Consider the following 20,096-nt stretch of genomic DNA (forward strand, 5'->3'; position numbering starts at 1 on the left):
AGCGGATTGCCGGATCACGTCGACCCGGCATGAATACCGCGCCGAAGTGGAAGCTCCGTTCCCGGCCGTCAGCGTTCAGGTGGTTTTCGCGGGCTGACCGACTACCGCATCGGCTTCGCTGAAGCCGTGCGCGAGAATTTCGACGAACGGGGCATCGGCCGGCGGCATCGGCAGCATGCGCAGCTCGGTGATGGTCACCCATCGCAGCTCGGTCGCCTCGATGGCGCGCGGCTCTCCTTTCCAGCGCATGACGCGGTAGAGCAGCAGGACGAGATGTCGCTCGCCGAGCGCCTCGCTGGCGAACATGAGTGGCACGAAATCGACCGGATCGACGTCGATGCCGAGTTCTTCGGCCAGCTCGCGCACAAGCGCCGCCTCCGGATGTTCGCCGGGTTCGATCTTGCCGCCTGGGAATTCCCAGAGGCCCGCGTGCTGCTTGCCGGGCGGGCGCTGCTGCACCAGGATACGGCCATCGCCGCGCACCAGAGCCGCCGCAACGACGAGCATCAGCCGGGGATTTGTCTCGGCGGAGTCGCGCATCTCGACCTTTCGTTAAGCCTGTCGTGCGATCAGTAGCCGATGCGCCGACGTCCGTCCCGGTCGAACCTTTCGCTCGCCCTGTTGCTGCGGCGGCTGGCGCGCGACCAGCGCGGCGCGACGGCGATCGAATATGGCCTCATCATCGCGGTGATCGTGATTGCCATGATGGTGAGCTTCATGGCCGTGGCCGACACCACCAAGACGATGTGGCAAAATGTCAGCACTAAGGTGACGCAGGCGCGCTGACCCGCAAAGATAAAGACGCGTCGCGAACATCGCCGGCTGCGCCTTAAGTTTTTTTCAACTCACCGCGATTATCGAGTCGATTACCGGAAAGGGCAATCTTCCGATCCGGTCGGGTGACTGAAGCTTTAGACAACCACTGGAGATCGAACATGCAGAAGATCCGCACCTTTCTGAAGAATTCGCGTGGCGCCACGGCGATCGAGTACGGCCTGATTGCCGCCCTGATCGCAGTCGCCGCGATTGCCGCAATGGGCACGCTGGGCAACCAGCTGAAGACCACCTTCGGCAACGTCTCGACGAACATGAAGGCTTCGTAAGCCTCTTTTCGACGGTGAGAACGGGGGCGGCGAACCTTAGGTTCGCCGCCCCTTTTTCATTGCGGTCAGAATGAAGGTCACCTGAGCCCTATCAGCTCAGCACACGGCCCATGGCGAGGAACTTCTCACGCCGATCGCGTCGCAAGGCCTCCGCGGTAAGCTGCGTGAGATCGTCCAGCGCCCGCTCGATCGCATCGCCAAGCGCGCTGATCGCCGCGGCGGGATTGCGATGCGCGCCGCCGAGCGGCTCAGTGACGATCGTGTCGATCACCCCCAGAGCCTTCAGATCCTGCGCGGTGATCTTCATCGCCTCGGCTGCCTCGGGCGCCTTGTCCGATGTTCGCCAAAGGATTGAGGCACATCCCTCGGGCGAAATGACCGAATAGACCGCGTGTTCGAACATCAGCACGCGATTGCCACTGGCAAGCGCGATTGCGCCGCCCGATCCGCCCTCACCCACCACCGCCGACACCAGCGGCACGCCAGCCGCGAGGCACGCCTCGGTCGAGCGGGCAATTGCCTCGGCCTGTCCGCGCTCCTCCGCCTGCAGCCCCGGGAACGCGCCCGACGTATCAACCAGCGTCACGATCGGCAGCGCGAAGCGGTCCGCGAGTGCCATCAGCCGCACTGCCTTGCGATAGCCCTCGGGCTTTCCCATCCCGAAATTGTGGCGCAGCCGCGAGGTCGTGTCGTCGCCCTTCTCGTGGCCCATCACGAGTACGCGCCGCCCGCGAAACATCGCGAAGCCACCGAGGATCGCCTGGTCGTCGCCAAAGGCGCGGTCACCCGCGAGCGGCAGGAATTCGGTGAACAATCCGGCGACATAGTCCTTGAAGTGCGGCCGTTCGGGGTGGCGCGCGACTTGTGTCTTCTGCCACGGCGTCAGCTTCGCGAACGTGTCCTTGAGCAGCTTGTCCGATTTCGCCTGGAGCTTGGTGACTTCCGAAAGGATGTCGACGCCGCCCTCGGCGCCGGTTTCGCGCAACTCGTCAATGCGGCCCTGAAGCTCCGCGATGGGCTTTTCGAAGTCGAGGAATGTCGGCATCGCGCGGGGCTAGGGCCGCGGTTTGGTTACGTCAACGAGCGGGTGGCGTTCGTTGACGAGCGCCACCAGCCGAGCGCGATCGACATGGGTATAGATCTCCGTCGTCGCGATATCGGCGTGCCCGAGCATCGATTGCAGCGCGCGCAGATCCGCCCCGCCCTCCAGCAGATGCGTTGCGAAGGCGTGGCGTAGCACGTGCGGGCTGATGCGGTCGGGCGGGATGCCCGCCTCGGCGCCGAGCGCGCGGATGATCTGGAACAGCCGTACGCGCGAGATATGCCCCTTGCCCGAGGGAAACAGATGCGCGCGGTCCACCGCGACATGCCCGCGCCACACCGCCACCGCCGCGCGTGCGCGATCCGAGATCGGCACGAGCCGCTCCTTCCCGCCCTTGCCGGCAAGGATCAGGAACGGGCGATCGGGATGGATTGCGTTTCGCGGCAGCGAGACCAGTTCGCTCGCGCGCAACCCCGAGCCGTAAAGCAGTTCGAGCAGCGCCGCGTTGCGCAGATCGGCCGGCAGCGTCGCTTCGCGTCCAACACGTTCGGCGGTCACCGCAAACAGGCGGTCGATGTCTGCGTGCGTGAGCGTCTTCGGGAGCGCGCGGCGCGTGCCGGGTTTAGGCAACGCCTTGCCGGGATCATCGGGCCGCAGGCCTTCTTCGGCGAGAAAGGCGTAGAACCGCCGCAGCGCTGCCGCCTTGCGCGCAACGGTGGCGCGCGAAAGGCTCGCCCAGCCATCGCCGAGCCTAGCCAGCGCTCCAGCATCTGCCGTTGCCAGCGCGCCGCCGAGCACTTCCGACGCGAGCATGAGGTCACTGCGATAGGCCGCAATCGTATTGCGCGCGGCGCCTGCCTGCGCGCTGAGCATTTCGAGAAAGCGGTCGATCGGGGCGTCGTCGGCGCCCATGGTCAGAGGCGCGTGAGCGCCTCGGCCGCGATCATCCGCGCCTCGCCGCCGAGCCCGACCGCGCGCAAGCCGGCGACGATGCGATAGAGCGCCGCCGGCGGCACACCACGCCAGTCGCCGGTCTGCACCGCAATCGCCGACAGCAGGATCACCGTCGCTGGCTGCTGATCGCGCACCGCGCGATCGAGCGCGCGCGTCCAGGGATTCGCCGCACCGATCCGCACGTCGAGGCTTTCCGCCCCACTTTCGATATCCTGCGCCGACAGCCGGCCGAGCCCCGCCAACCCAGCGAAGAACATCCGCCGCTTGAGCGTGGCGTCGGCCTTGCCCGCATAATTTCCCACGCCACCGATGGTAAGCCGCGTGCGCGCATCGGGATCGGCGAGTTCAAGCATCGCCCAGGCGTCACCGCCCTCCTCGACCTGCCCACGCCAGCGCTGCGCCGTGCGATCGAGCCCGGCCGACAGCATCGCCGCGACGATCCGATCGGCCTCCTCGCGGCCGTTGGCGGGACGGACGCGGGCAGCGGCGCGTGCAGTGAGGATCAGCCGGGCATAGCGTGCCTGCGGTGTTTCCGCGCCGTTCCACAACTGGCGCAGCGCACTTAGCCGTGTCGCAACGTCCGCGCCGACATAGGCCGCGCGCAGATCCGATGCGACCGCACCAAGCGCCGCCGGGGTCTCGTCGCCGGCGTCGAGCGCGGCATAGAGATCGACCAGCGCAGCGCTAGAAACGACGCCCATCGCGGCAGCGGCCTCGGCCGCCGGCGCACGGTCGGCGATCGGAATCGCTGGGGCGAGCGCGCGCCAGCCGGTAACTTGCGGACCGACCGTCTCATATAACGTCGCCGGGATCGCGACGCCGGTGGCGGTGGCGAGGCCAAAGCGCCAGGCGGTGAGCTGGACCACAGGGTCCCATTCGATCGTGATCGCCTGGCGGCTGTCACGCCCGGCGCCGACCACTTTCTCCGCAAGCTGAAGATCGATCCCGCTCGCCACGCGGCGACGACGCGCTACCGCGAGCAGCGGCCGCGCGCCGCCTTCGGCGTTGCCAAGTGAGGCGCACATCGCGCGCGCCATGATCCAGCCACGCTCGCTATTGCCGGCGGCGTCGGCGAGTGGGCAAAGCCCGGCAGGATCGGCATTCGCGAGCATCGCCTGCATCGCCACTTGACGGTATTTGGGCGTCGCATTGTTGGTATCGACGCTCTGGATCACGCTTCGCGCCGCCACCGACTCGCCCATGCGGAGCAGCAGCCAAGCGCGCTCGGCGGCGAAATCCGCGCCGTTCAGCCCCGCCGGCGTATCGACCCGCGAGACGAGCGCACGGCGCAGCGCGATCGACAACCAGCGCGACGGCAGCGGCGCCGACAGTCGCCGCATCAAGCCTTGAAGATAGCCGCCGTCAGCTGCGCCGAACGCATCCACGCGCAGTCCGCCCTCAGCCGTGCCGATCGCGCCGACTAACGAGAGCGAGCGCCGCGCGAACAGCGGCATCTCATATTGCGCCATTTCCGCCGCGCTTGGCGGCGTCGGCGTGGGTGTAGGGGTGGGCGGAGTCTCGGGCGCGGGCAGTTCAAGTGGACCGGGCGGCAACGGCTGCACCGTCGCCCCGTCCGGTGCCTGCGCAGCCGGAGGGGGCGCGACGGGCTCGCCGAAGCCTGGCGGCAGCAGTGATTCGGGGGCTTGCTGGTTCTGCGCGACCGCGGTGGCGGCTAGAAAGGCAGCGGCGGCAATCGCCGCCAGCGCCCTAGCTCGCGAGGTTGCCAAGCTCGACCGCCTTTTCGACCTGCGTCGTCGGCCGTTCGGTCGCGCTTCCTGCGAGGAAGAACAGCCCACCGACCACCACGACCAACAATACAATAAGCGAGACGATCAACCGCGACATGTTTCAACCTTGTACGACGCGAGCGAACCCGCCGACCCACGAAGCTTGTGCCGGGGGCGCCGACGCGCTGTATAGCTCGCCAGTCCATGTTGCAAAGCCCCGACCATCCCGATCGCGACCGTCAGCGCCGCTGGCAGCGCGAGCCGATCGTGCTCGTCGGCATGATGGGGGTCGGTAAGTCGACCGTCGGGCGGCGGCTCGCGCATCGCTTGGCCCTGCCGTTCGTCGATGCCGACAACGAGATCGAAGATGCCGCCGGCATGCCGATCGCGGAGATCTTCGCGCAGTTCGGCGAGCCATATTTCCGCGATGGCGAACGGCGGGTGATCCAGCGGCTGATCGACGGGCGCCCCAAGGTGATCGCCACTGGCGGCGGCGCGTTCATCAACGATGCGACCCGCGCGCTGATCCTGTCCGACGCGCTCGCGATCTGGCTAGATGCTGACATCGACGTGCTGGTCGAGCGCGTGCGGCGTCGCGACACCCGGCCGCTGCTGCGCGACAAGGATCCCACGACCGTGCTGCGTGAGCTCGCCGCGGTGCGCACCCCGCTTTACGCGCAGGCGCACTTTCGCGTTGCCAGCAACAATGCGCCGCACGAAGCGACGGTGCGTGCGATCCTCGAGGCGATCGGTTACGGGGCGGCATGACGATTGTTCGAGTGGCGCTGGGCGCGCGCAGTTACGATGTTGTGATCGAGGCCGGGCTGCTGGGGCAAGCGGGCGAGCGGATCGCGCCGCTTGCGCGCGGGCGGCGCGTGCCGATCGTGGCCGATGCCAACGTCGCGCCGTATCTCGAAACGCTGCGGGCGTCGCTCGACGCGGCAGGCGTGCCAAGCGAGGCGATCGTGATCCCGGCGGGCGAGAAGTCGAAGAGCTGGGCGACGCTCGAGATGCTCACCGACCGGCTGCTCGATCTAGGCGTCGAGCGCGGCGATCATGTGATCGCGCTGGGTGGCGGCGTGATCGGCGACCTCGTGGGTTTCGCCACTGCCATCCTGAAGCGCGGGTGCGGCTTCGTCCAAATCCCAACGACCTTGCTGGCGCAAGTCGATTCGTCGGTCGGCGGCAAGACCGGGATCAACGCGCGGGCGGGCAAGAATCTGATCGGCGCCTTCCACCAGCCCAAGCTCGTGCTGATCGACCCGACGGTGCTCGACACGCTGCCGCCGCGCGAGCTGCGCGCGGGCTATGCCGAGGTGGTCAAATACGGCCTGATCGACGACGCAGAATTCTTCGCGTGGTGCGAGACACACGGGTCGGCGTTGCTGGCGGGCGATGTGGCGCGGCGCGAGTTTGCGATCGCGCACTCGGTCGCGGCCAAGGCGCGGATCGTTGGCGAGGACGAGTTCGAGACGCTCGGCCGGCGCGCGCTGCTGAACCTGGGGCACACGTTCGGCCATGCGCTGGAGGCGGAAGCGGGGTTCTCGGACAGGCTGCTGCACGGCGAGGCGGTGGCGGCGGGGTGCGCGCTGGCGTTCGGCTATTCGGCGGCGCACGGGTTTTGCTCGGTGGAAGATGCGGTGCGCGTGTCGTCGCACTGGCAAGCGACCGGGCTGCCCGACGGGCTGGCTGCGGCCGGGATAGCAGCACCCGCCGAGACGCTGGTCGAGCATATGCGACACGACAAGAAGGCAAGCGGCGGGCAAATCCCATTCCTGCTCGCGCGCGGCATCGGCCGGACGTATCTCGACAAGCAAGTGTCGCTGGAGGATGTGCGCGACTATCTTGCGATGCAGCCGCGCTGATGCCCAACGGCGTCGCCAAGCGCGACTTGCCGACGAAAATGTGCCCGGCGTGCGAGCGACCGTTTACGTGGCGCAAGAAATGGGCGCGGGACTGGGATAGCGTGATCTATTGCTCGGATGCGTGCCGGAAGAAGCGTTAGAACCGGATCAGCCCCGCATCCCGACCCAAGCCAGCCACAGCCAGCCGGCGATCAGCAATGCCCCACCGATCGGCGTGATCCCGCCGAACCAGCGCGGCGCGCCTAACGCCATCAGGTACAGCGTACCCGCGAACAGTGCGCCGCCGGCGATGAACAACCAGCCCGGCCCGCGTGCCTCAAGCCGCAGCGCAACCAGCGCCGCGACCGCGTGGATCAGTTGATACTGCCCGCCGGTACGCAGCCACTCCGCCGCCTGCCCGCTCGCGCCGTGCGCCCCAAACGCCCCAGCCCCGACGGCCAGCGCGCCCGATAGCCCCGCGAGGATCATCAGCCAGTTCATTTGTCATTTCCCCACGGCTGCTCGGCCGCGACCATCGAGCGCGCTGCGCGGATGTCGCCAGCTTCGATCTGGATGCGCAGCCGTTCCTTGTCGCGTGCGCGGTACATGTCCTCCGCGCGATCAATGTCGGCGCGGTCGATGCCAAGCCCTTCCATTGCGAGCCGCGCCATCTTCACCGCCGATTCGAGCACTTCGCGCACCACCAACGTCGCCGGGCCTGCCTTCAGCTTTATCAGCGAGCGGCGGTCATAAGCGCGCACGTAGATGGCCGCGTTCGGGAACGCTTCATGCACCCCCTCGACGATCTCGGGCGTCATCTGGTCACCGTCGATGCAGAACAGGATCAGCTCGGCCTCCGCCGCACCGGCCTGACGCAGCAAATCGAGCCGCGTGCCGTCGCCGTAATAGACTTTCGCGCCGAACTCGCCCGCGATGTCGATCATTTCGATATCGGTGTCGATCAGTGTGACGGGAATGTCCTGTGCTAGCAGCATCTGCCCGACCGTCTGCCCGAACCGGCCGTAGCCGACGATCAGCGCATTGGCGCCGTCCGCCTTCGGCCCCTCACGTTCCTCGGCGACGATCGGCTCCTCACGAAAGCGGCGCGTGGCAGACATCAAAAACGGCGTAGTCGCCATCGACAAGGTGATGATCGCGCCGAACAGCGAGGCGGCGTCGGGCGCGATTAGGTACGCATTGGTCGCCTGCGCGAACAGCACGAAACCGAACTCGCCGCCTTGGCTGAGCAGCAGCCCAAGCGCGAGCGCCGAGCGCCATGTCATCTTGAACAGCATACCGATGCCGAAGATCACCAGCGTCTTGGTCGCGATCAGCGCGAGCGCCATCGCCAGCACGAAGAACGGGCGTTCGGCGATTGCGCTGAGGTTCAGCATCATGCCGATGGTTAGGAAGAACAGCCCGAGCAGGATCGAGCGGAACGGATCGACATCCGCCTCCAGCTCGTGGCGATACGGGCTGTCCGCCAGCATGACGCCCGCGACGAACGCACCAAGCGCGGTCGAGAGCCCCAGCGACTCCATCAGCGCGGCGCTGGCAATCACGGTGAACAGCGCCGCGAAGACGAACATCTCGCGCTCGCCCATGTTGCCGATCCAGCGGAACAACGGGCGCAGCAGGAAGCGGCCCGCCGCGATCAGCCCGGCGACCGCGCCGACGGTGTAAAGGATCAGCAGCCACCCCGGCGGCCCCCCGACATCGGCCGGGTTGCGGCTCATCGCGGCGATGATCGTGATCAGCGGGATGATCGACAGATCCTGGAACAACAGGATCGAGAAGGCACGCTCGCCGAACGGCGTGCGCAGCCGCCCCGACGACTGCAGCATCGGCAAGACCTGCGCGGTCGACGAAAGCGCCAGCGGCAGGCCGAGCGCGAACGCGGCGGGAATCGAGAATTGCACGAATACCACGATGATCGCGGTGATCGCCGCGCCGCAAATAACGACCTGCAGCAGGCCGAGGCCGAAGATATCCTCCTTCAGCTTCCATAGTCGCGTCGGATTGAGTTCGAGACCGACGACGAACAGCAGCAAAGTGATGCCGAGTTCGGCGACGCCGAGCTTCGATTCGGCATCGCCGACGAGGCCCAGAACCTGCGGCCCGACGACCGCGCCCGCGACGAGATAGCCGAGCGTCGCGCCCAGCCCGAGCCGCCGGAACAGCAGCACGAACCCGAGCCCCGCGCCGAGCAGGATGAACCCGTCGCGCAGCAACGATCCGGTCGCCCCGTGCTCCATTCAGCCCCCTTTGGCTTGCCTCGCCGCATCCGCGGCGGCCTCGAACGCCAGCCGAATCGAGGCGTGTCGCGCATGATAATCGAGCGCCGGGGCCAGCGCGTCCAGCCCCGGCCAATCGGGCAGTTCGCCTTCACGCGCGAGCCAGCCAGTCAGCGCGTCGCGTGCGGCGGCCAGTTCCTCGGGGGTGCGGCCAATGACGTTGCCGGCAAGCAGCGACGACGAGGCCTGGCCAAGCGCGCAGGCACGCACCAACATGCCCGCCTCGCTCACGCGGCCGTCCGGGCCGAGATTGACATCCACCGTCACGCGGCTGCCGCAGATTGGGGAGCGTTTCTCGCTTGACCCTTGCGGATCGGGCAACCGCTCGTCGATCGGATTGTCGGTCGCGAGCTTTAAGATCGCATCGTTGTAGAGCGTCGCACTCATGATGGGCTACTCGAATTGCCGAAGGCGGGTGGGGTGCGCGGGCCGAACACCGGCTGGCCGCGGCGGCGGCGATCGACGAAATCGGCGATCGCGGCGCTCGTCGCGTTCAGCAGCGGATAGGTCCGCGCTTCCTTGATCCACAACGGCCGACGCGTCGGCCCGCCGCCGATCGTGTCGAGCACCAGCACGATTAGCAGAAAGCCGAGGCTGGCGAGGATCAAGCCTTTCAACGCACCGAAGCCGAAGCCGAGCGCGCGATCGACCGGCCCGAGCACCGACTTGCGCACCCGCCCGCCGATCGCGTTGGCAACCATCCGGCCGAGGAAATAGGTGACGCCGCCGAGCAATACGAACGCCAGCGCTGCTGCGCCCGAGGTAGTGCCGACCATACCGGTCAGCACCTGCGAGAACGGCAAGTGGAAGATCTTCACCGCGAAGATCACCGCGACCCAGGCGAACAGCGCCAGCACCTCGGTGACGAACCCACGCTTCAGCCCGAGCAGCGCGCTGCCACCGACGGCGGTGAGCACCGCGATATCGAGTCCGTTTAGGTTCATGGCCTGCATCTAGGGGGTGGAGGCGGGATTGAGAACCGGTCGGTTGTCAGGGGGCGCTCTCACCCCCGCCCCAGCAGATGATCCACCAGCCGCCCGAGCGTCGGGAACCCCGCCAACCGCAGCGCGCTCTTGTCCGCCGCCATCGCCGCGGGCACCAGCGCCTGCGCGAACCCCAGCTTCGCCGCTTCCTTCAGCCGCAGCGCGCCATGCGCGACGCTGCGCACCTCGCCCGACAGCGCCACCTCGCCAAACGCCACGGCATCTGCCGGCACCGGGCGTTCGGACAGCGCCGACACCAACGCCGCCGCCACCGCCATGTCCGCCGCCGGATCCTGCACGCGATAGCCGCCGGCGACATTGAGATAGACTTCGGCCGAGGAAAAACTCAGCCCGCAGCGCGCCTCGAGCACCGCAAGGATCATCGCCAGCCGCCCGCTGTCCCAGCCCACCACCGCCCGCCGCGGAGTCGCGCCGCTCGCCAGCCGCACGACGAGCGCCTGGATCTCGACCAGCACCGGGCGGGTGCCCTCAAGCGCAGGGAAGACGATCGCGCCGGTGACGCTCTCGTCGCGCTGCGTCAGGAACAGCGACGACGGGTTTGCCACTTCGGTCAGCCCCTCGGTCTCCATCGCGAAGACGCCGATCTCGTCAGTGCCGCCGAAGCGATTCTTGATCGCGCGCAGGATGCGATATTGATGGCTGCGCTCGCCCTCGAAGCTCAGCACGGTATCGACCATATGCTCAAGCACGCGCGGGCCGGCGATGCTACCGTCCTTGGTGACATGACCGACGAGCACCACCGCGGTGCCGCGCTCCTTGGCGAAGCGGATCAACTCCTGCGCCGAGGCGCGCACCTGGCTGACGGTGCCCGGCGCGCCTTCGATCAGATCCGAATGCATCGTCTGGATCGAATCGATCACCAGCAGTGCCGGCGGCTTTCCGGCACTGAGCGTCGTCAGGATATCGCGCACCGACGTGGCGGAGGCGAGCCGTACCGGCGCTTGGCCGAAGCCCAGCCGCCGCGCGCGTAATCGAACCTGATCGGCGGCTTCCTCGCCCGAGACATAGGCCACGTCCGCGCCCGCAAGCGCCATCTTCGCCGCCGCTTGGAGCAACAGCGTCGACTTGCCGATACCGGGATCACCGCCGATCAGCGTCGCGCTGCCCTCGACGAACCCGCCGCCGAGCGCGCGATCGAGCTCGGCGATGCCGCTCGCGAGCCGCGCGGGCAGCGGCACTTCGGTATCGAGCGCGACCATCGTGACCGCGCGGCCGCCGCCTTGGAGATTATGTTTCGCCTGAAACGGCGTGACGATCGCCGGCGCTTCCTCGACGATCTTGTTCCATTCGGAGCAATCGACGCACTGCCCCTGCCACCGCGAATGCACCGATCCGCAGGCCTGGCAGACGAAGCGCTTCTGGAGTTTCGCCATGGTTCGACTTGGTCCCTTCGCGGCAGATGTAGCCAGAAAACAAATAGGGAACAAGCGCGTGTGCTGCTATCCATGCAGCCATCATGCTCGCCTCCGAGTCGCCCCCCGCTCCGCGACCCGATCTGCCGCCGCGGCCGTTGCGATGGCTGTTCCTCGATCTCAATTCCTATTTCGCCAGCGTCGAGCAGCAACTCCAGCCGGCCCTGCGCGGCCGTCCCGTGATCGTCGCACCTGTCGGCAGCGATACGACGGTCGCGATTGCCGCCTCGATCGAAGCCAAGCGCTTCGGGATCAAGACGGGCACGCCCGTGTGGGAGGCGAAGCAATTGTGTCGCGAGGTGGTGGTCACGCCGGCGCGGCACCGCCGCTATGTCGAGTTTCACGATGCGATCGTCGCAGAGATCTGGCGGCACATCCCGGTCACGCGCGTGTGCTCGATCGACGAGGTCGCGTGCCGCCTGCTCGACAATGAGAATGACCGCGCCTCCGCGATGGCGCTGGCGCACCGGATCAAGGCGGGGATCCGCACGCACGTCGGCGCGTGCCTCACTTCGTCGGTCGGGATCGCGCCCAATCGGCTGCTGGCGAAGCTCGCGTCCGATCTGCAGAAGCCCGACGGATTGGTGGTGTTCGAGGATCGCGACCTGCCGCATGCGCTCTTCGGCCTGAAGCTCACCGAAATCGCCGGGATCGGCGCGAAGATGGAGCGGCGGCTGGCGCGCGACGGGGTCAACGACATCGCGCAATATTGCGCGCGCCGCCCGCGTGACGCCGGCCACGCCTGGGGCGGCACCGATGGCGATCGGCTGTGGTATCTGCTCCACGGCGTCGATCTGCCCGAAAAGGCAACGCAAAGCCGCACCGTCGGGCACAGCCACGTCCTCTCGCCGAGCAAGCGCGGCTACGAGCCGGCGCGGCTCACCGCGCGGCGGCTGGCGCTCAAGGCAGCCAGCCGATTGCGGCGCAAGGGCTATCGCGCGCGCCTGCTGGTGCTCCACGTGAAGTTCGAGGACGACAAGAGCGGGTGGCGTACCTCGATCAAGCTTCCCGAAACGCAGGACAGTTTCGTCGTGCTCGACCGGCTCGACGCGCTTTTCCCGCGGCTGCGCGAGGCCGGGCACGAGCGTCCGGGAGGCTTCCGGCTGCGCATGATCGGCGTGACGCTAGCGGAGATCGCGCCGGTCGCGGGCGAGCAGGCGAGCCTGTTCGCGCATCTCGATCCGACCGATCCGCTAGCGCGCGAGACGCGCGGACTGGCGCTGAGCCGCGCGATGGACCGGATCAACCAGCGGTTCGGGCGCAATGCGGTATCGGTCGGGCCGCTGGGTGGCGGCCGGGTTGATCGGGTGGGCAGCAAGATCGCGTTCGGCCGCATTCCGGAGCTGGACGAGTTTCACGAGTAGGCAATACGCAAGAAAATCTGACCTGGATTAGCCGCCGACTTGACGCCTTATGCTGCATGCGCGAAATCGCCGCGGCATGAAGAACATCCTCCCCTTCGCCGCTGCCGCCCTTCTCGCGCTTGCAGCATGCAGTTCCGAGCCACAGGCGCCTGAGATCGTCGATACCAACCCCGATCCGATGGCGAAGGAACTTGCCAACGCGGGCGCTGTTGAGCTGCCGCCGGCGATCAAAGCGGACAAGACGATGCGCTGCAAGGACAATAGCCTCGTTTACGTCAGCTTCTTCGAAGGCGATAAGCAGGCGATAGTGCGCACCGAAAAGACCGGCACGCCCACCACGCTGACCGCGCCCACCGCGGGCGAGCCGCTGGTGGCAGAAGGCGGCTGGAAGCTGACCGGCACGCCGGAGAACATCACGATCGAACAGCCGGGCAAGCCCTCGCTCACCTGCCGCTCGTAACTACATCGTGCCGTCATCCCGGCTCGATCCGGGGTGACGGAAGAGCCGACGCACGAAATCGTAGCATCGCCGCGCTTATTTGGTAGCGTGCGGCAGATGTCCCGCCACCGCCCCTCCTTCGAACAGCTCGACGCCGCGACCGTGCTCGGCGCCTACGCAGTCGGCGTGTTCCCCATGGCCGATGCGCGCGATGCACCCGGCGTCTATTGGGTCGAACCGCGGCATCGCGCGATCCTGCCGCTCGATCATTTTCATCTCTCGCGCTCGCTGCGCCGCGCGCTCCGCTCCGAACGCTTCCGTTTGACAGCCGATACGGCGTTCGGCGACGTGATTACCCTATGCGCCGAGGCTGCCACCGACCGCCCGGAGACGTGGATCAACCGCTCGATCGAGCGCGTCTTTCGCGAACTCCACGCCGCCGGCTTCGCGCATTCGATCGAATGCTGGGAAGGCGATGTGCTGGTCGGCGGGCTCTACGGCCTGGCGCTGGGCCGCGCGTTCTTCGGCGAAAGCATGGTCAGCCGCACCACCGATGCGTCGAAGGCGGCGCTTGCCGCGCTCGTCGCGCGGCTCCGTTTCGGGGGGTTCACGCTGCTCGATTGCCAATTCATGACCGATCACCTCGCCTCACTGGGCGCGATCGAGATCGAGCGCTCGGATTATGTCGCGTTGCTCGGCGCGGCGCTTTCCGACGTGCTCGGCTCGGCGGCGTCGGGCACCTCCTGGGATGTCGGCGCGGCAGACTTCCGCGCAGTGGACGGCGCACCGAGCACCTCGGTCGCCGGGCCCTTGTCCGGGAACGACATCGTGCAGCTCTTGGCCCAGACATCGTAGATCGGGTGCTGGACGACGTTGAGCGCCGGGCGTTCCTTGTAGAGCCAGCCCGAAAAGGCGCGGCGCCACTTCTGGTCGGCGCCCTGCACGTCGAGCTGCACGAACGCGCCGGTCAACTGTTCCTGCTCCCACGGCGCCGTGCGCTCACAGGCGCGCAGCCGGACGATAGTGTCGCCGACGCGGAGCGCCTGGCCGGGCTTGATCGTGAGATCGCGGCTGACGCCATTACGCTTGTTGAGCAGCCCGACGACGGCAACGCGCTGCGCCATCGGCGTTGCGCCCGCATCGACCGGCGCTGCCTCGCTCTCGATCGTCACCACGTCCGAGGGGGTATCGGCTTCGGCTGCGACAGGCACTTGCTGGCTGGTCACGGGCGCCGCCTCAGGCGCGTCCGCACCGAACCAGCGGGCGCCCTGCCATGCGCCGACGCCAAGCAGAGCGGCCAGAGCGAGCGCGCCGGCCGCGACCGCTGGCTTCACGCGTCGGGGCTCCACGCCTCGTAATCGCCCGACGATCTCGCACGCACGCCGCCCTTCTCGAGCGCACCCGAAGGGCGATACGCCTCGGGCGTGCCGGTCATGTTCGCCAGCGCCGGCTTCTGCCACGCGCGCGGCAGCGGCAGCGCGTCGTCGGGTGCGCCATCGACCTGATGGTGCAGCCAGCTGAACCATTCGGGCGAGACGCGGCTGGCATCGTTCGCGCCATTGTAGATCACCCAGCGGCGCGGATTGCCCGCAGTGTCCTTGCGCCCTTCGTAATAGACGTGGCCGAGCGCATCCTCGCCGATCCGCGCCATGCCGCGCAGCCCGAACCAGGTGCCGATGGTGGCGCCGTTCCACCAAGTGAAGGGATTGAGGTTGATACCCATGTCGCGGCGGGGCTTAGCGGCTGGCGCGCGGGGCTTCAATGGCGTGGGTGGGCATTGTAGCGCAGCATGACGGCGCTGCCCCTTACTTCCAGCTGACCTTGTCGCCCTCTGCAATTCCCAATTCCGCCGATCGCCCCCCATTGAGCTCCAACACCGCGCTGATCGGCTCGCCCGACGGCACCTGCGCTTCGGAGAAAGGCACGGTATTCTCGGCGATGCGCGCGATCGTGCCGTCGGCGCGAATGAAGATGATGTCGAGCGGCGAAGGCGTGTTCTTCATCCAGAAACTCGCCTCACGCGGTCCGCTGCCGTCGGTCGGATACGGCGCGAACAGCATGCCGCCATCCTTGGGGATGTCGGTGCGATACATCAGGCCGCGCTGCTGCTGCGGCTCGGTGCTCGCCAGTTCCACGCGGAACACGTGCCGCCCGGTCGCGCTGGTCACCGTTACCGTGGTCAGCGCCGCGCGAGCAGCCTCATTGCCCGCGGCAGCGGCGGCGTCGCGGCCAGTGCATGCGGACACAGCCATCAGCAGCGCGATAGCTGCCAACCCGTGGAACTTCATCCTAAATCTCCTGCGCGACGCTGACCGCCATTGGGCCCTTGCGCCCGTCCACGACGCGCGCGCGCAGCCGTTGCTCGGGCTCGACCTCGACGATCTCGCCGCGCCGCAGCGTTTCCATGTGTACGAAGATATCCCCTGGCGTGCCGTCGCGCACGAGAAAACCGTAGCCCTTCAGCCGGTTGAACCATTTCACGGTCACCGGCTCCCACTCGCCTGCCTCGTCGATCAGCGCAACGGGGTCGATCCGGTTAGTCGCGCGTGGCGCCGGCTCGATCGCAGTCGACGTGTCGAGCGCGACGATCTTGCGCGCCTGGAAGCCGCGGTCGCGCCGCACCGCGATCGCATCGATCCGCGCGCCTTCGGGCAGGCTGCGGCGACCGAGCGGCTGCAGCACGGAAAAGTGGATCAGCACGTCGCCGATCCCCGGCTCGTCGGGAACGAGGAAGCCGAAGCCGCGCGTGACATCGAACCATTTGAGCGTGCCTGACACAGCCACGCCTTCTTCGCCCGTCGCGTCGGCGCCGGTCTCGTCATCATCGCGGTCGTCAGCGGCGTCAGGCAATTGGCTGCGCATGTCCATCAAAAATCCCCGGCCACGAACGCTAGCACGGTTGACGCATCGCACAAAACCCACGCGCTATCACAAATCATGTATCTGGATCGGGAATGTCCCCGGGCGCGGCGGAAACGATGCGCCGGGCGAGCGCGAAACCGTGGCCGGCGCGGATCATCGCCGCCATCTGGCGCTCGCGCAGCCGCTCGTCGGCTACCGCCGCCGCATAAGGGCCGAAGCGCCGCCGCCTCGCAAAGGCGAGCGCGCTATCGAATGCCTGGTCGGCGCTCCCCGCCAGCACCGGCTCGGCATCCGCGGCGTCGACATGCGCTGCACGCAACGCTTGCGACACGCGCCGCGTGCCATAGCCGCGACGCCCCAGCGCCCGCGACTTCGCCTCGGCGAACGCGCGATCATCGACGTAGCCCAGTCCCGCCATCCGCTCGGCGACCGCTTGCGGATCGGCCGAAGCGTCGCCGCTCCACCCCCGTTCGCGCACCTTCCGCGCAAGATACGCCGCCAGTTTGCCGCGCGTAGTAGCGAAACGCTCGACGTAGCGCAGCGCCAGGGCGTCGAGGCCGCGCGCGTCGAGCGGGGGTATGGGGCGGCGTTCATTCGGCATGCGCCTTGTTGTTGCCACACTGGCAGACGATTTTGAACGTGGCGACGGATCACTGCTGGGGCCAATCGTCGGTGCATTCATGTGCCGCATACGAGACTTGAGCGGATACAATGACGAGCGCGATGCCACTTCCAACCCCGAGCACGGATGCGCAGCCGCGCATTTTTGCCGATTTCGCCACGCTGGGGGAGGCGCTCGACTATGCCGCCGGGGGCGAGCGCGGCCTCAACTTCCACGATGCGCGCGGCACGCTGGTGCGGCCTTACCCGTTCCGCGAATTGCAGGCCGATGCGAAGGCTGCCGCCTATCGCCTGATCGCTGCCGGTATCGTGCCGGGTGATCGCGTCGCGCTGGTTGCCGAAACGAGCGCCGAATTCGCCGCCTTGTTCTTCGGCACCGTCTACGCCGGTGCCTGGCCCGTCCCGCTGCCGCTGCCGACGTCATTCGGGGGCAAGGACTCGTACATCGACCAGCTGCGCGTCCAGCTGACCAGTTGCGATCCGGCGATGCTGATCTACCCGCCCGAGCTGGCCGAGATGGCCGGCGCTGCCGCGACCGCGGTCGGCGCGCACGGGCTGGACTGGGCCGAACTGCTCGCGCGCAACGCCGATCCCGTCGCGCTGCCGCAAGCGTCCAGCGACGACATCGCGTATTTGCAATATTCCAGCGGTTCGACACGCTTCCCGCACGGCGTCGCGATCACGCATCACGCCTTGCTCAACAATCTCGCGGCGCATTCGCACGGCATGGAGCTGATCGAGGGCGACCGCTGCATTTCGTGGCTGCCTTGGTATCACGACATGGGGCTGGTCGGCTGCTTCCTGTCGCCGATCGCCAATCAGGTATCGACCGATTACCTCAAGACCGAGGATTTCGCGCGCCGGCCGCTCGCGTGGCTCGACCTGATCAGCCGCAATCCGGGGACGTCGATCAGTTACTCGCCAACCTTCGGCTACGACATTTGCTCGCGCCGCATGTCGAGCCAGACCAAGGCCGCCGACCGCTTCGATCTGTCGCGATGGCGGCTGGCGGGCAATGGCGCGGACATGATCCGGCCCGACGTGATGCAGGACTTCGTCGACGCCTTCGCCGACGCCGGCTTCGAAGCGACCGCATTCCTGCCTTCCTACGGCCTCGCCGAAGCGACACTGGCGGTGTCGATCATGCCGCCGGGCGAAGGCATTCGCGTCGAGCTGGTCGAAGAAACTCAGCTATCGGGCGTCCCCGCGGGGCAGGATCGCCCGCAGCGCTATCGCGCGATCGTCAATTGCGGGAAGCCCGTGCGCGACATGACGATCGAGATCCGCGAGGAAGACGGCACGCCGCTGCCCGAGCGCGCGATCGGCAAGATCTGGTGCACAGGCCCGTCGGTGATGGTCGGCTATTTCCGTGACGAGGCGGCGACCGCGGCGTGCATGCAGGATGGCTGGCTCGACACCGGCGACATGGGCTATTTGTCGGATGACTACATCTACATCGTCGGCCGCGCCAAGGACATGATCATCGTCAATGGCCGCAATCACTGGCCGCAGGACATCGAATGGGCCGTCGAGCAGCTCCCCGGCTTCAAGCAAGGCGATATCGCCGCGTTTGCGATCACCACGCCGGGCGGCGAGGAGACACCGGCGGTATTGGTGCAATGCCGCACCTCCGACGTCGAGGAACGCAGCCGCTTGCGTGATGAAATCCGCGATCGCGTGCGCGCCGTGACGGGCATGAATTGCGTGATCGAACTGATCCCGCCGCGCACGCTGCCGCGGACGAGTTCGGGCAAGCTCAGCCGGGCGAAGGCGCGCAACCTGTATCTCTCGGGCGAGATCAAGCCGTACGCCGTGGCGGCCTGATCGTATCAAATTCTCGCTAAAGCCCGAGAAGCCGCGAATAGTCAGCTAACGCCATGACGGGGATTGCTAGGAGGCGGTTGCGTGTCGCTCCATCATGGCGGCGGCTGCTACTCCGGCGCCTGCAAACTAGCTGGCAGGGTCGTACATGAACTCGCGAAGCTCCTGCGCGCAGCGGCAAGCGACGGCGATCCGCCGCGCCCACTCCTCGGCATCCCGCCTGGTCGGCAATTCCAGGACGGTAAACCCGCCATCCAAGTCGCTGCCCGGATAGATTTCAGGCTTTAGCGTGCCATCGGCAGCGACCAGCACTGCCTCAACGCTTTCATTGATGCCGCCGCCGAAGACGTAGACACCCGCCGCCTTCGCCTCCTCGATCACCGCACGCGAATCCTAGCCGGCGCGCGCAAGCTCCTCTTCACTGAGATCCATGGCTGCACTTGGAAATGAGATGAGGTACTTAGTCATGTTCCAGCAGCCCCGACCGACTCGATAGTCGATCATGTCCTTGGCTAACTACCGCGTCCAGACGTGAACGAATGGCAAGCAGCAACCAAACCTGCAGCTCGCAGACCACCGCGTTCAGGCGTTCACAAAAACCCCACAAAAGAAAACGGTCGACTTAGTCGCGCCGCGCGCTACCCACATCGCACAACGCTGCCGCCACGAGCAGCCATCGGAGGGGACAGGCGATGACGATCCTGCTGCACCAATACGATACCTCGCCCTTCTCCGAGAAAGTGCGCGTCTGCCTCGGCATCAAGCAGCTCGACTGGGCGGCGGTCGATCAGCCGGTCGTGATGCCAAAGCCCGATCTTCTCGCGCTGACGGGCGGCTACCGGCGCATCCCGGTCATGCAGATCGGCGCCGACATTTATTGCGACAGCGTGCTGATCGTCCGCGAGCTCGAGCGGCGCTTCCCTGAACCAACGCTGTTCCCGAGCGGCACGCCCGGCCTGGACCAGGCAAGCGCGCAGTGGACCGATCGCGGCTTCTTCCAGTCGGCGGTGACGGTGATCTTCGCGGGGCTCGGCGACGCGGTGGGCGAGGAGTTCATCCGTGACCGCGAGGCGCTGAGCGGCCAGCCGTTCGATCCCGCCGCGATGCGCGCCGCAGTGCCGCACATGGCAGCGCAATTGCGCGCGCATGCCGCGCTGGTGAGCGAGCAGCTCGCCGACGGCCGCACGTTCCTGTCCGGCGACCGGCCGGGCCTGGTCGACGCCAACGCTTATTGCAATCTGTGGTTCGTGCGGTCCTTCCACGAGCCGGCCGCGGCGGCGTTCGAGGATCTACCGGGGCTGGGCGACTGGTACGATCGGGTACGCGCGATCGGCCATGGGCAACGCAGCGCGATGAGCCGCGAAGACGCCGTCGCGGCCGCCGCCGACGCGACACCGGAGCCCGGCGAGGTCGCGCCAGCGGATACGGCACTAGCGGGGCGTGAGGTAACCGTGTCAGCGACCGATTATGGCCGCGATCCGATCACCGGCACGCTGGTCGGCTCGTCGCCGCACCATGTCGCGATCCGCCGCGAAGACCCGCGCGCCGGCGCGGTCGTCGTCCACCTTCCGCGGATCGGCTTCGCGATTACCACAAGCGCGTAATCAAT

The 20,096-nt window shown here is 67.3% G+C and carries 25 protein-coding genes and 1 pseudogene; 10 read left to right on the plus strand and 16 right to left on the minus strand.

Annotated elements, in window-relative coordinates:
* Window positions 1–75: 75 nt before the first annotated feature.
* Window positions 76–540, minus strand: coding sequence for a (deoxy)nucleoside triphosphate pyrophosphohydrolase (locus tag LLW23_RS05780; RefSeq protein WP_228947817.1), 465 nt, complete (start codon window positions 538–540; stop codon window positions 76–78).
* A gap of 39 nt (window positions 541–579) precedes the next feature.
* Between LLW23_RS05780 and LLW23_RS05785 the strand changes: the two genes are divergently transcribed.
* Both LLW23_RS05785 and LLW23_RS05790 read left to right on the plus strand, forming a co-directional pair.
* Window positions 580–786, plus strand: a complete 207-nt coding sequence (locus LLW23_RS05785) for a Flp family type IVb pilin (protein WP_228947818.1) — start codon at window positions 580–582, stop codon at window positions 784–786.
* Window positions 787–935: 149 nt separating this feature from the next.
* Window positions 936–1,103, plus strand: a complete 168-nt coding sequence (locus LLW23_RS05790) for a Flp family type IVb pilin (protein ID WP_228947819.1) — start codon at window positions 936–938, stop codon at window positions 1,101–1,103.
* A 91-nt stretch (window positions 1,104–1,194) separates the two neighbouring features.
* On the opposite strand, the gene LLW23_RS05795 is transcribed toward LLW23_RS05790, so the two are convergent.
* Genes LLW23_RS05795 through LLW23_RS05810 form a run of 4 tightly spaced genes read right to left on the minus strand, consistent with a single transcriptional unit; the run spans window position 1,195 to window position 4,944 of the window.
* Window positions 1,195–2,148, minus strand: coding sequence for an acetyl-CoA carboxylase carboxyltransferase subunit alpha (locus LLW23_RS05795; RefSeq protein ID WP_228947820.1), 954 nt, complete (start codon window positions 2,146–2,148; stop codon window positions 1,195–1,197).
* A 9-nt stretch (window positions 2,149–2,157) separates the two neighbouring features.
* Window positions 2,158–3,057 (minus strand): tyrosine-type recombinase/integrase, encoded by a 900-nt coding sequence (locus LLW23_RS05800; RefSeq protein ID WP_228947821.1) that lies wholly within the window; start codon window positions 3,055–3,057, stop codon window positions 2,158–2,160.
* 2 nt (window positions 3,058–3,059) lie between these two features.
* On the minus strand, window positions 3,060–4,826 hold the full coding sequence (locus tag LLW23_RS05805) for a hypothetical protein (RefSeq protein ID WP_228947822.1): 1,767 nt from the start codon (window positions 4,824–4,826) through the stop codon (window positions 3,060–3,062).
* Window positions 4,807–4,944 (minus strand): hypothetical protein, encoded by a 138-nt coding sequence (locus LLW23_RS05810; protein WP_228947823.1) that lies wholly within the window; start codon window positions 4,942–4,944, stop codon window positions 4,807–4,809. Before LLW23_RS05810 ends, LLW23_RS05805 begins: the two co-directional genes overlap by 20 nt.
* Window positions 4,945–5,030: 86 nt before the next feature.
* Here LLW23_RS05810 and LLW23_RS05815 point away from each other — a divergent pair, with 86 nt between their 5' ends.
* The 3 genes from LLW23_RS05815 to LLW23_RS05825 are packed head-to-tail and all read left to right on the plus strand — an operon-like array spanning window position 5,031 to window position 6,831.
* Window positions 5,031–5,594 carry a shikimate kinase gene (locus LLW23_RS05815; protein ID WP_228947824.1) on the plus strand — a complete coding sequence of 188 codons (564 nt, stop codon included), beginning with the start codon at window positions 5,031–5,033 and terminating at the stop codon, window positions 5,592–5,594.
* Window positions 5,591–6,691 (plus strand): 3-dehydroquinate synthase, encoded by a 1,101-nt coding sequence (aroB, locus tag LLW23_RS05820; protein ID WP_228947825.1) that lies wholly within the window; start codon window positions 5,591–5,593, stop codon window positions 6,689–6,691. Before LLW23_RS05815 ends, aroB begins: the two co-directional genes overlap by 4 nt.
* Window positions 6,691–6,831 carry a DUF2256 domain-containing protein gene (locus tag LLW23_RS05825; RefSeq protein WP_228947826.1) on the plus strand — a complete coding sequence of 47 codons (141 nt, stop codon included), beginning with the start codon at window positions 6,691–6,693 and terminating at the stop codon, window positions 6,829–6,831. Before aroB ends, LLW23_RS05825 begins: the two co-directional genes overlap by 1 nt.
* Window positions 6,832–6,838: 7 nt before the next feature.
* On the opposite strand, the gene LLW23_RS05830 is transcribed toward LLW23_RS05825, so the two are convergent.
* From LLW23_RS05830 to radA, 5 genes are read right to left on the minus strand one after another with little or no spacing between them, the layout of a single operon-like run.
* A complete protein-coding gene (locus LLW23_RS05830; RefSeq protein WP_228947827.1) occupies window positions 6,839–7,171 on the minus strand; it encodes a DUF423 domain-containing protein in 333 nt (110 codons plus the stop codon).
* Window positions 7,168–8,925 (minus strand): cation:proton antiporter domain-containing protein, encoded by a 1,758-nt coding sequence (locus LLW23_RS05835; RefSeq protein ID WP_228947828.1) that lies wholly within the window; start codon window positions 8,923–8,925, stop codon window positions 7,168–7,170. The genes LLW23_RS05830 and LLW23_RS05835 overlap by 4 nt, the downstream gene beginning before the upstream one ends.
* On the minus strand, window positions 8,926–9,351 hold the full coding sequence (locus LLW23_RS05840) for an iron-sulfur cluster assembly scaffold protein (protein ID WP_228947829.1): 426 nt from the start codon (window positions 9,349–9,351) through the stop codon (window positions 8,926–8,928).
* Window positions 9,348–9,908 (minus strand): CvpA family protein, encoded by a 561-nt coding sequence (locus LLW23_RS05845; protein ID WP_228947830.1) that lies wholly within the window; start codon window positions 9,906–9,908, stop codon window positions 9,348–9,350. The genes LLW23_RS05840 and LLW23_RS05845 overlap by 4 nt, the downstream gene beginning before the upstream one ends.
* Before the next feature lie 59 nt (window positions 9,909–9,967).
* The gene (gene radA / locus LLW23_RS05850) at window positions 9,968–11,341 is read right to left on the minus strand and encodes a DNA repair protein RadA (protein ID WP_228947831.1); all 1,374 of its coding nucleotides are present in this window, start codon (window positions 11,339–11,341) and stop codon (window positions 9,968–9,970) included.
* A gap of 83 nt (window positions 11,342–11,424) precedes the next feature.
* On the opposite strand from radA, the gene LLW23_RS05855 reads away from it, so the two are divergent.
* The 3 genes from LLW23_RS05855 (at window position 11,425) to aat (ending at window position 14,038) form a co-directional block, all read left to right on the plus strand.
* A complete protein-coding gene (locus LLW23_RS05855) occupies window positions 11,425–12,744 on the plus strand; it encodes a Y-family DNA polymerase (protein WP_228947832.1) in 1,320 nt (439 codons plus the stop codon).
* A 76-nt stretch (window positions 12,745–12,820) separates the two neighbouring features.
* A complete protein-coding gene (locus tag LLW23_RS05860; protein ID WP_228947833.1) occupies window positions 12,821–13,204 on the plus strand; it encodes a hypothetical protein in 384 nt (127 codons plus the stop codon).
* Between the two features lie 96 nt (window positions 13,205–13,300).
* Complete coding sequence (gene aat / locus LLW23_RS05865) at window positions 13,301–14,038, plus strand: leucyl/phenylalanyl-tRNA--protein transferase (protein WP_228947834.1); 738 nt, start codon at window positions 13,301–13,303, stop codon at window positions 14,036–14,038.
* Window positions 14,039–14,073: 35 nt separating this feature from the next.
* Here aat and LLW23_RS17600 read toward each other — a convergent pair.
* The 5 genes and pseudogenes from LLW23_RS17600 to LLW23_RS05890 form a co-directional block, all read right to left on the minus strand.
* A pseudogene (locus LLW23_RS17600) lies at window positions 14,074–14,307 on the minus strand (DUF2155 domain-containing protein); the annotation flags it as partial.
* Window positions 14,308–14,513: 206 nt separating this feature from the next.
* Entirely contained in the window at window positions 14,514–14,906 is a 393-nt protein-coding gene (locus LLW23_RS05875; protein ID WP_228947835.1) for an NADH:ubiquinone oxidoreductase subunit NDUFA12, read from the minus strand.
* Between the two features lie 82 nt (window positions 14,907–14,988).
* Window positions 14,989–15,471, minus strand: a complete 483-nt coding sequence (locus LLW23_RS05880; RefSeq protein WP_228947836.1) for a DUF192 domain-containing protein — start codon at window positions 15,469–15,471, stop codon at window positions 14,989–14,991.
* Between the two features lies 1 nt (window position 15,472).
* Complete coding sequence (locus LLW23_RS05885; protein ID WP_228947837.1) at window positions 15,473–16,051, minus strand: cold-shock protein; 579 nt, start codon at window positions 16,049–16,051, stop codon at window positions 15,473–15,475.
* Between the two features lie 67 nt (window positions 16,052–16,118).
* Window positions 16,119–16,646, minus strand: coding sequence for a regulatory protein RecX (locus LLW23_RS05890; RefSeq protein WP_228947838.1), 528 nt, complete (start codon window positions 16,644–16,646; stop codon window positions 16,119–16,121).
* Window positions 16,647–16,768: 122 nt separating this feature from the next.
* Here LLW23_RS05890 and LLW23_RS05895 point away from each other — a divergent pair, with 122 nt between their 5' ends.
* Complete coding sequence (locus LLW23_RS05895; RefSeq protein WP_228947839.1) at window positions 16,769–18,490, plus strand: fatty acyl-AMP ligase; 1,722 nt, start codon at window positions 16,769–16,771, stop codon at window positions 18,488–18,490.
* 126 nt (window positions 18,491–18,616) lie between these two features.
* Here LLW23_RS05895 and LLW23_RS05900 read toward each other — a convergent pair whose 3' ends face one another.
* On the minus strand, window positions 18,617–18,868 hold the full coding sequence (locus LLW23_RS05900) for a YciI family protein (RefSeq protein WP_228947840.1): 252 nt from the start codon (window positions 18,866–18,868) through the stop codon (window positions 18,617–18,619).
* A 311-nt stretch (window positions 18,869–19,179) separates the two neighbouring features.
* On the opposite strand from LLW23_RS05900, the gene LLW23_RS05905 reads away from it, so the two are divergent.
* Window positions 19,180–20,091, plus strand: a complete 912-nt coding sequence (locus LLW23_RS05905; RefSeq protein WP_228947841.1) for a glutathione S-transferase family protein — start codon at window positions 19,180–19,182, stop codon at window positions 20,089–20,091.
* The last annotated feature ends 5 nt before the right edge of the window (window positions 20,092–20,096 follow it).

The organism is Sphingomonas radiodurans (assembly GCF_020866845.1).
Taxonomy (GTDB): Bacteria; Pseudomonadota; Alphaproteobacteria; order Sphingomonadales; family Sphingomonadaceae; genus Sphingomonas; species Sphingomonas radiodurans.

Bases quoted from the DNA above. Each gene is read 5' to 3' on its own strand.
- LLW23_RS05780 (WP_228947817.1), bottom strand. From the start codon at position 540: ATGCGCGACTCCGCCGAGACAAATCCCCGGCTGATGCTCGTCGTTGCG.
- LLW23_RS05785 (WP_228947818.1), top strand. From the start codon at position 580: ATGCGCCGACGTCCGTCCCGGTCGAACCTTTCGCTCGCCCTGTTGCTG.
- LLW23_RS05790 (WP_228947819.1), top strand. From the start codon at position 936: ATGCAGAAGATCCGCACCTTTCTGAAGAATTCGCGTGGCGCCACGGCG.
- LLW23_RS05795 (WP_228947820.1), bottom strand. From the start codon at position 2,148: ATGCCGACATTCCTCGACTTCGAAAAGCCCATCGCGGAGCTTCAGGGC.
- LLW23_RS05800 (WP_228947821.1), bottom strand. From the start codon at position 3,057: ATGGGCGCCGACGACGCCCCGATCGACCGCTTTCTCGAAATGCTCAGC.
- LLW23_RS05810 (WP_228947823.1), bottom strand. From the start codon at position 4,944: ATGTCGCGGTTGATCGTCTCGCTTATTGTATTGTTGGTCGTGGTGGTC.
- LLW23_RS05815 (WP_228947824.1), top strand. From the start codon at position 5,031: ATGTTGCAAAGCCCCGACCATCCCGATCGCGACCGTCAGCGCCGCTGG.
- aroB (WP_228947825.1), top strand. From the start codon at position 5,591: ATGACGATTGTTCGAGTGGCGCTGGGCGCGCGCAGTTACGATGTTGTG.
- LLW23_RS05825 (WP_228947826.1), top strand. From the start codon at position 6,691: ATGCCCAACGGCGTCGCCAAGCGCGACTTGCCGACGAAAATGTGCCCG.
- LLW23_RS05830 (WP_228947827.1), bottom strand. From the start codon at position 7,171: ATGAACTGGCTGATGATCCTCGCGGGGCTATCGGGCGCGCTGGCCGTC.
- LLW23_RS05835 (WP_228947828.1), bottom strand. From the start codon at position 8,925: ATGGAGCACGGGGCGACCGGATCGTTGCTGCGCGACGGGTTCATCCTG.
- LLW23_RS05840 (WP_228947829.1), bottom strand. From the start codon at position 9,351: ATGAGTGCGACGCTCTACAACGATGCGATCTTAAAGCTCGCGACCGAC.
- LLW23_RS05845 (WP_228947830.1), bottom strand. From the start codon at position 9,908: ATGAACCTAAACGGACTCGATATCGCGGTGCTCACCGCCGTCGGTGGC.
- radA (WP_228947831.1), bottom strand. From the start codon at position 11,341: ATGGCGAAACTCCAGAAGCGCTTCGTCTGCCAGGCCTGCGGATCGGTG.
- LLW23_RS05855 (WP_228947832.1), top strand. From the start codon at position 11,425: ATGCTCGCCTCCGAGTCGCCCCCCGCTCCGCGACCCGATCTGCCGCCG.
- LLW23_RS05860 (WP_228947833.1), top strand. From the start codon at position 12,821: ATGAAGAACATCCTCCCCTTCGCCGCTGCCGCCCTTCTCGCGCTTGCA.
- aat (WP_228947834.1), top strand. From the start codon at position 13,301: ATGTCCCGCCACCGCCCCTCCTTCGAACAGCTCGACGCCGCGACCGTG.
- LLW23_RS05875 (WP_228947835.1), bottom strand. From the start codon at position 14,906: ATGGGTATCAACCTCAATCCCTTCACTTGGTGGAACGGCGCCACCATC.
- LLW23_RS05880 (WP_228947836.1), bottom strand. From the start codon at position 15,471: ATGAAGTTCCACGGGTTGGCAGCTATCGCGCTGCTGATGGCTGTGTCC.
- LLW23_RS05885 (WP_228947837.1), bottom strand. From the start codon at position 16,051: ATGGACATGCGCAGCCAATTGCCTGACGCCGCTGACGACCGCGATGAT.
- LLW23_RS05890 (WP_228947838.1), bottom strand. From the start codon at position 16,646: ATGCCGAATGAACGCCGCCCCATACCCCCGCTCGACGCGCGCGGCCTC.
- LLW23_RS05895 (WP_228947839.1), top strand. From the start codon at position 16,769: ATGCCACTTCCAACCCCGAGCACGGATGCGCAGCCGCGCATTTTTGCC.
- LLW23_RS05905 (WP_228947841.1), top strand. From the start codon at position 19,180: ATGACGATCCTGCTGCACCAATACGATACCTCGCCCTTCTCCGAGAAA.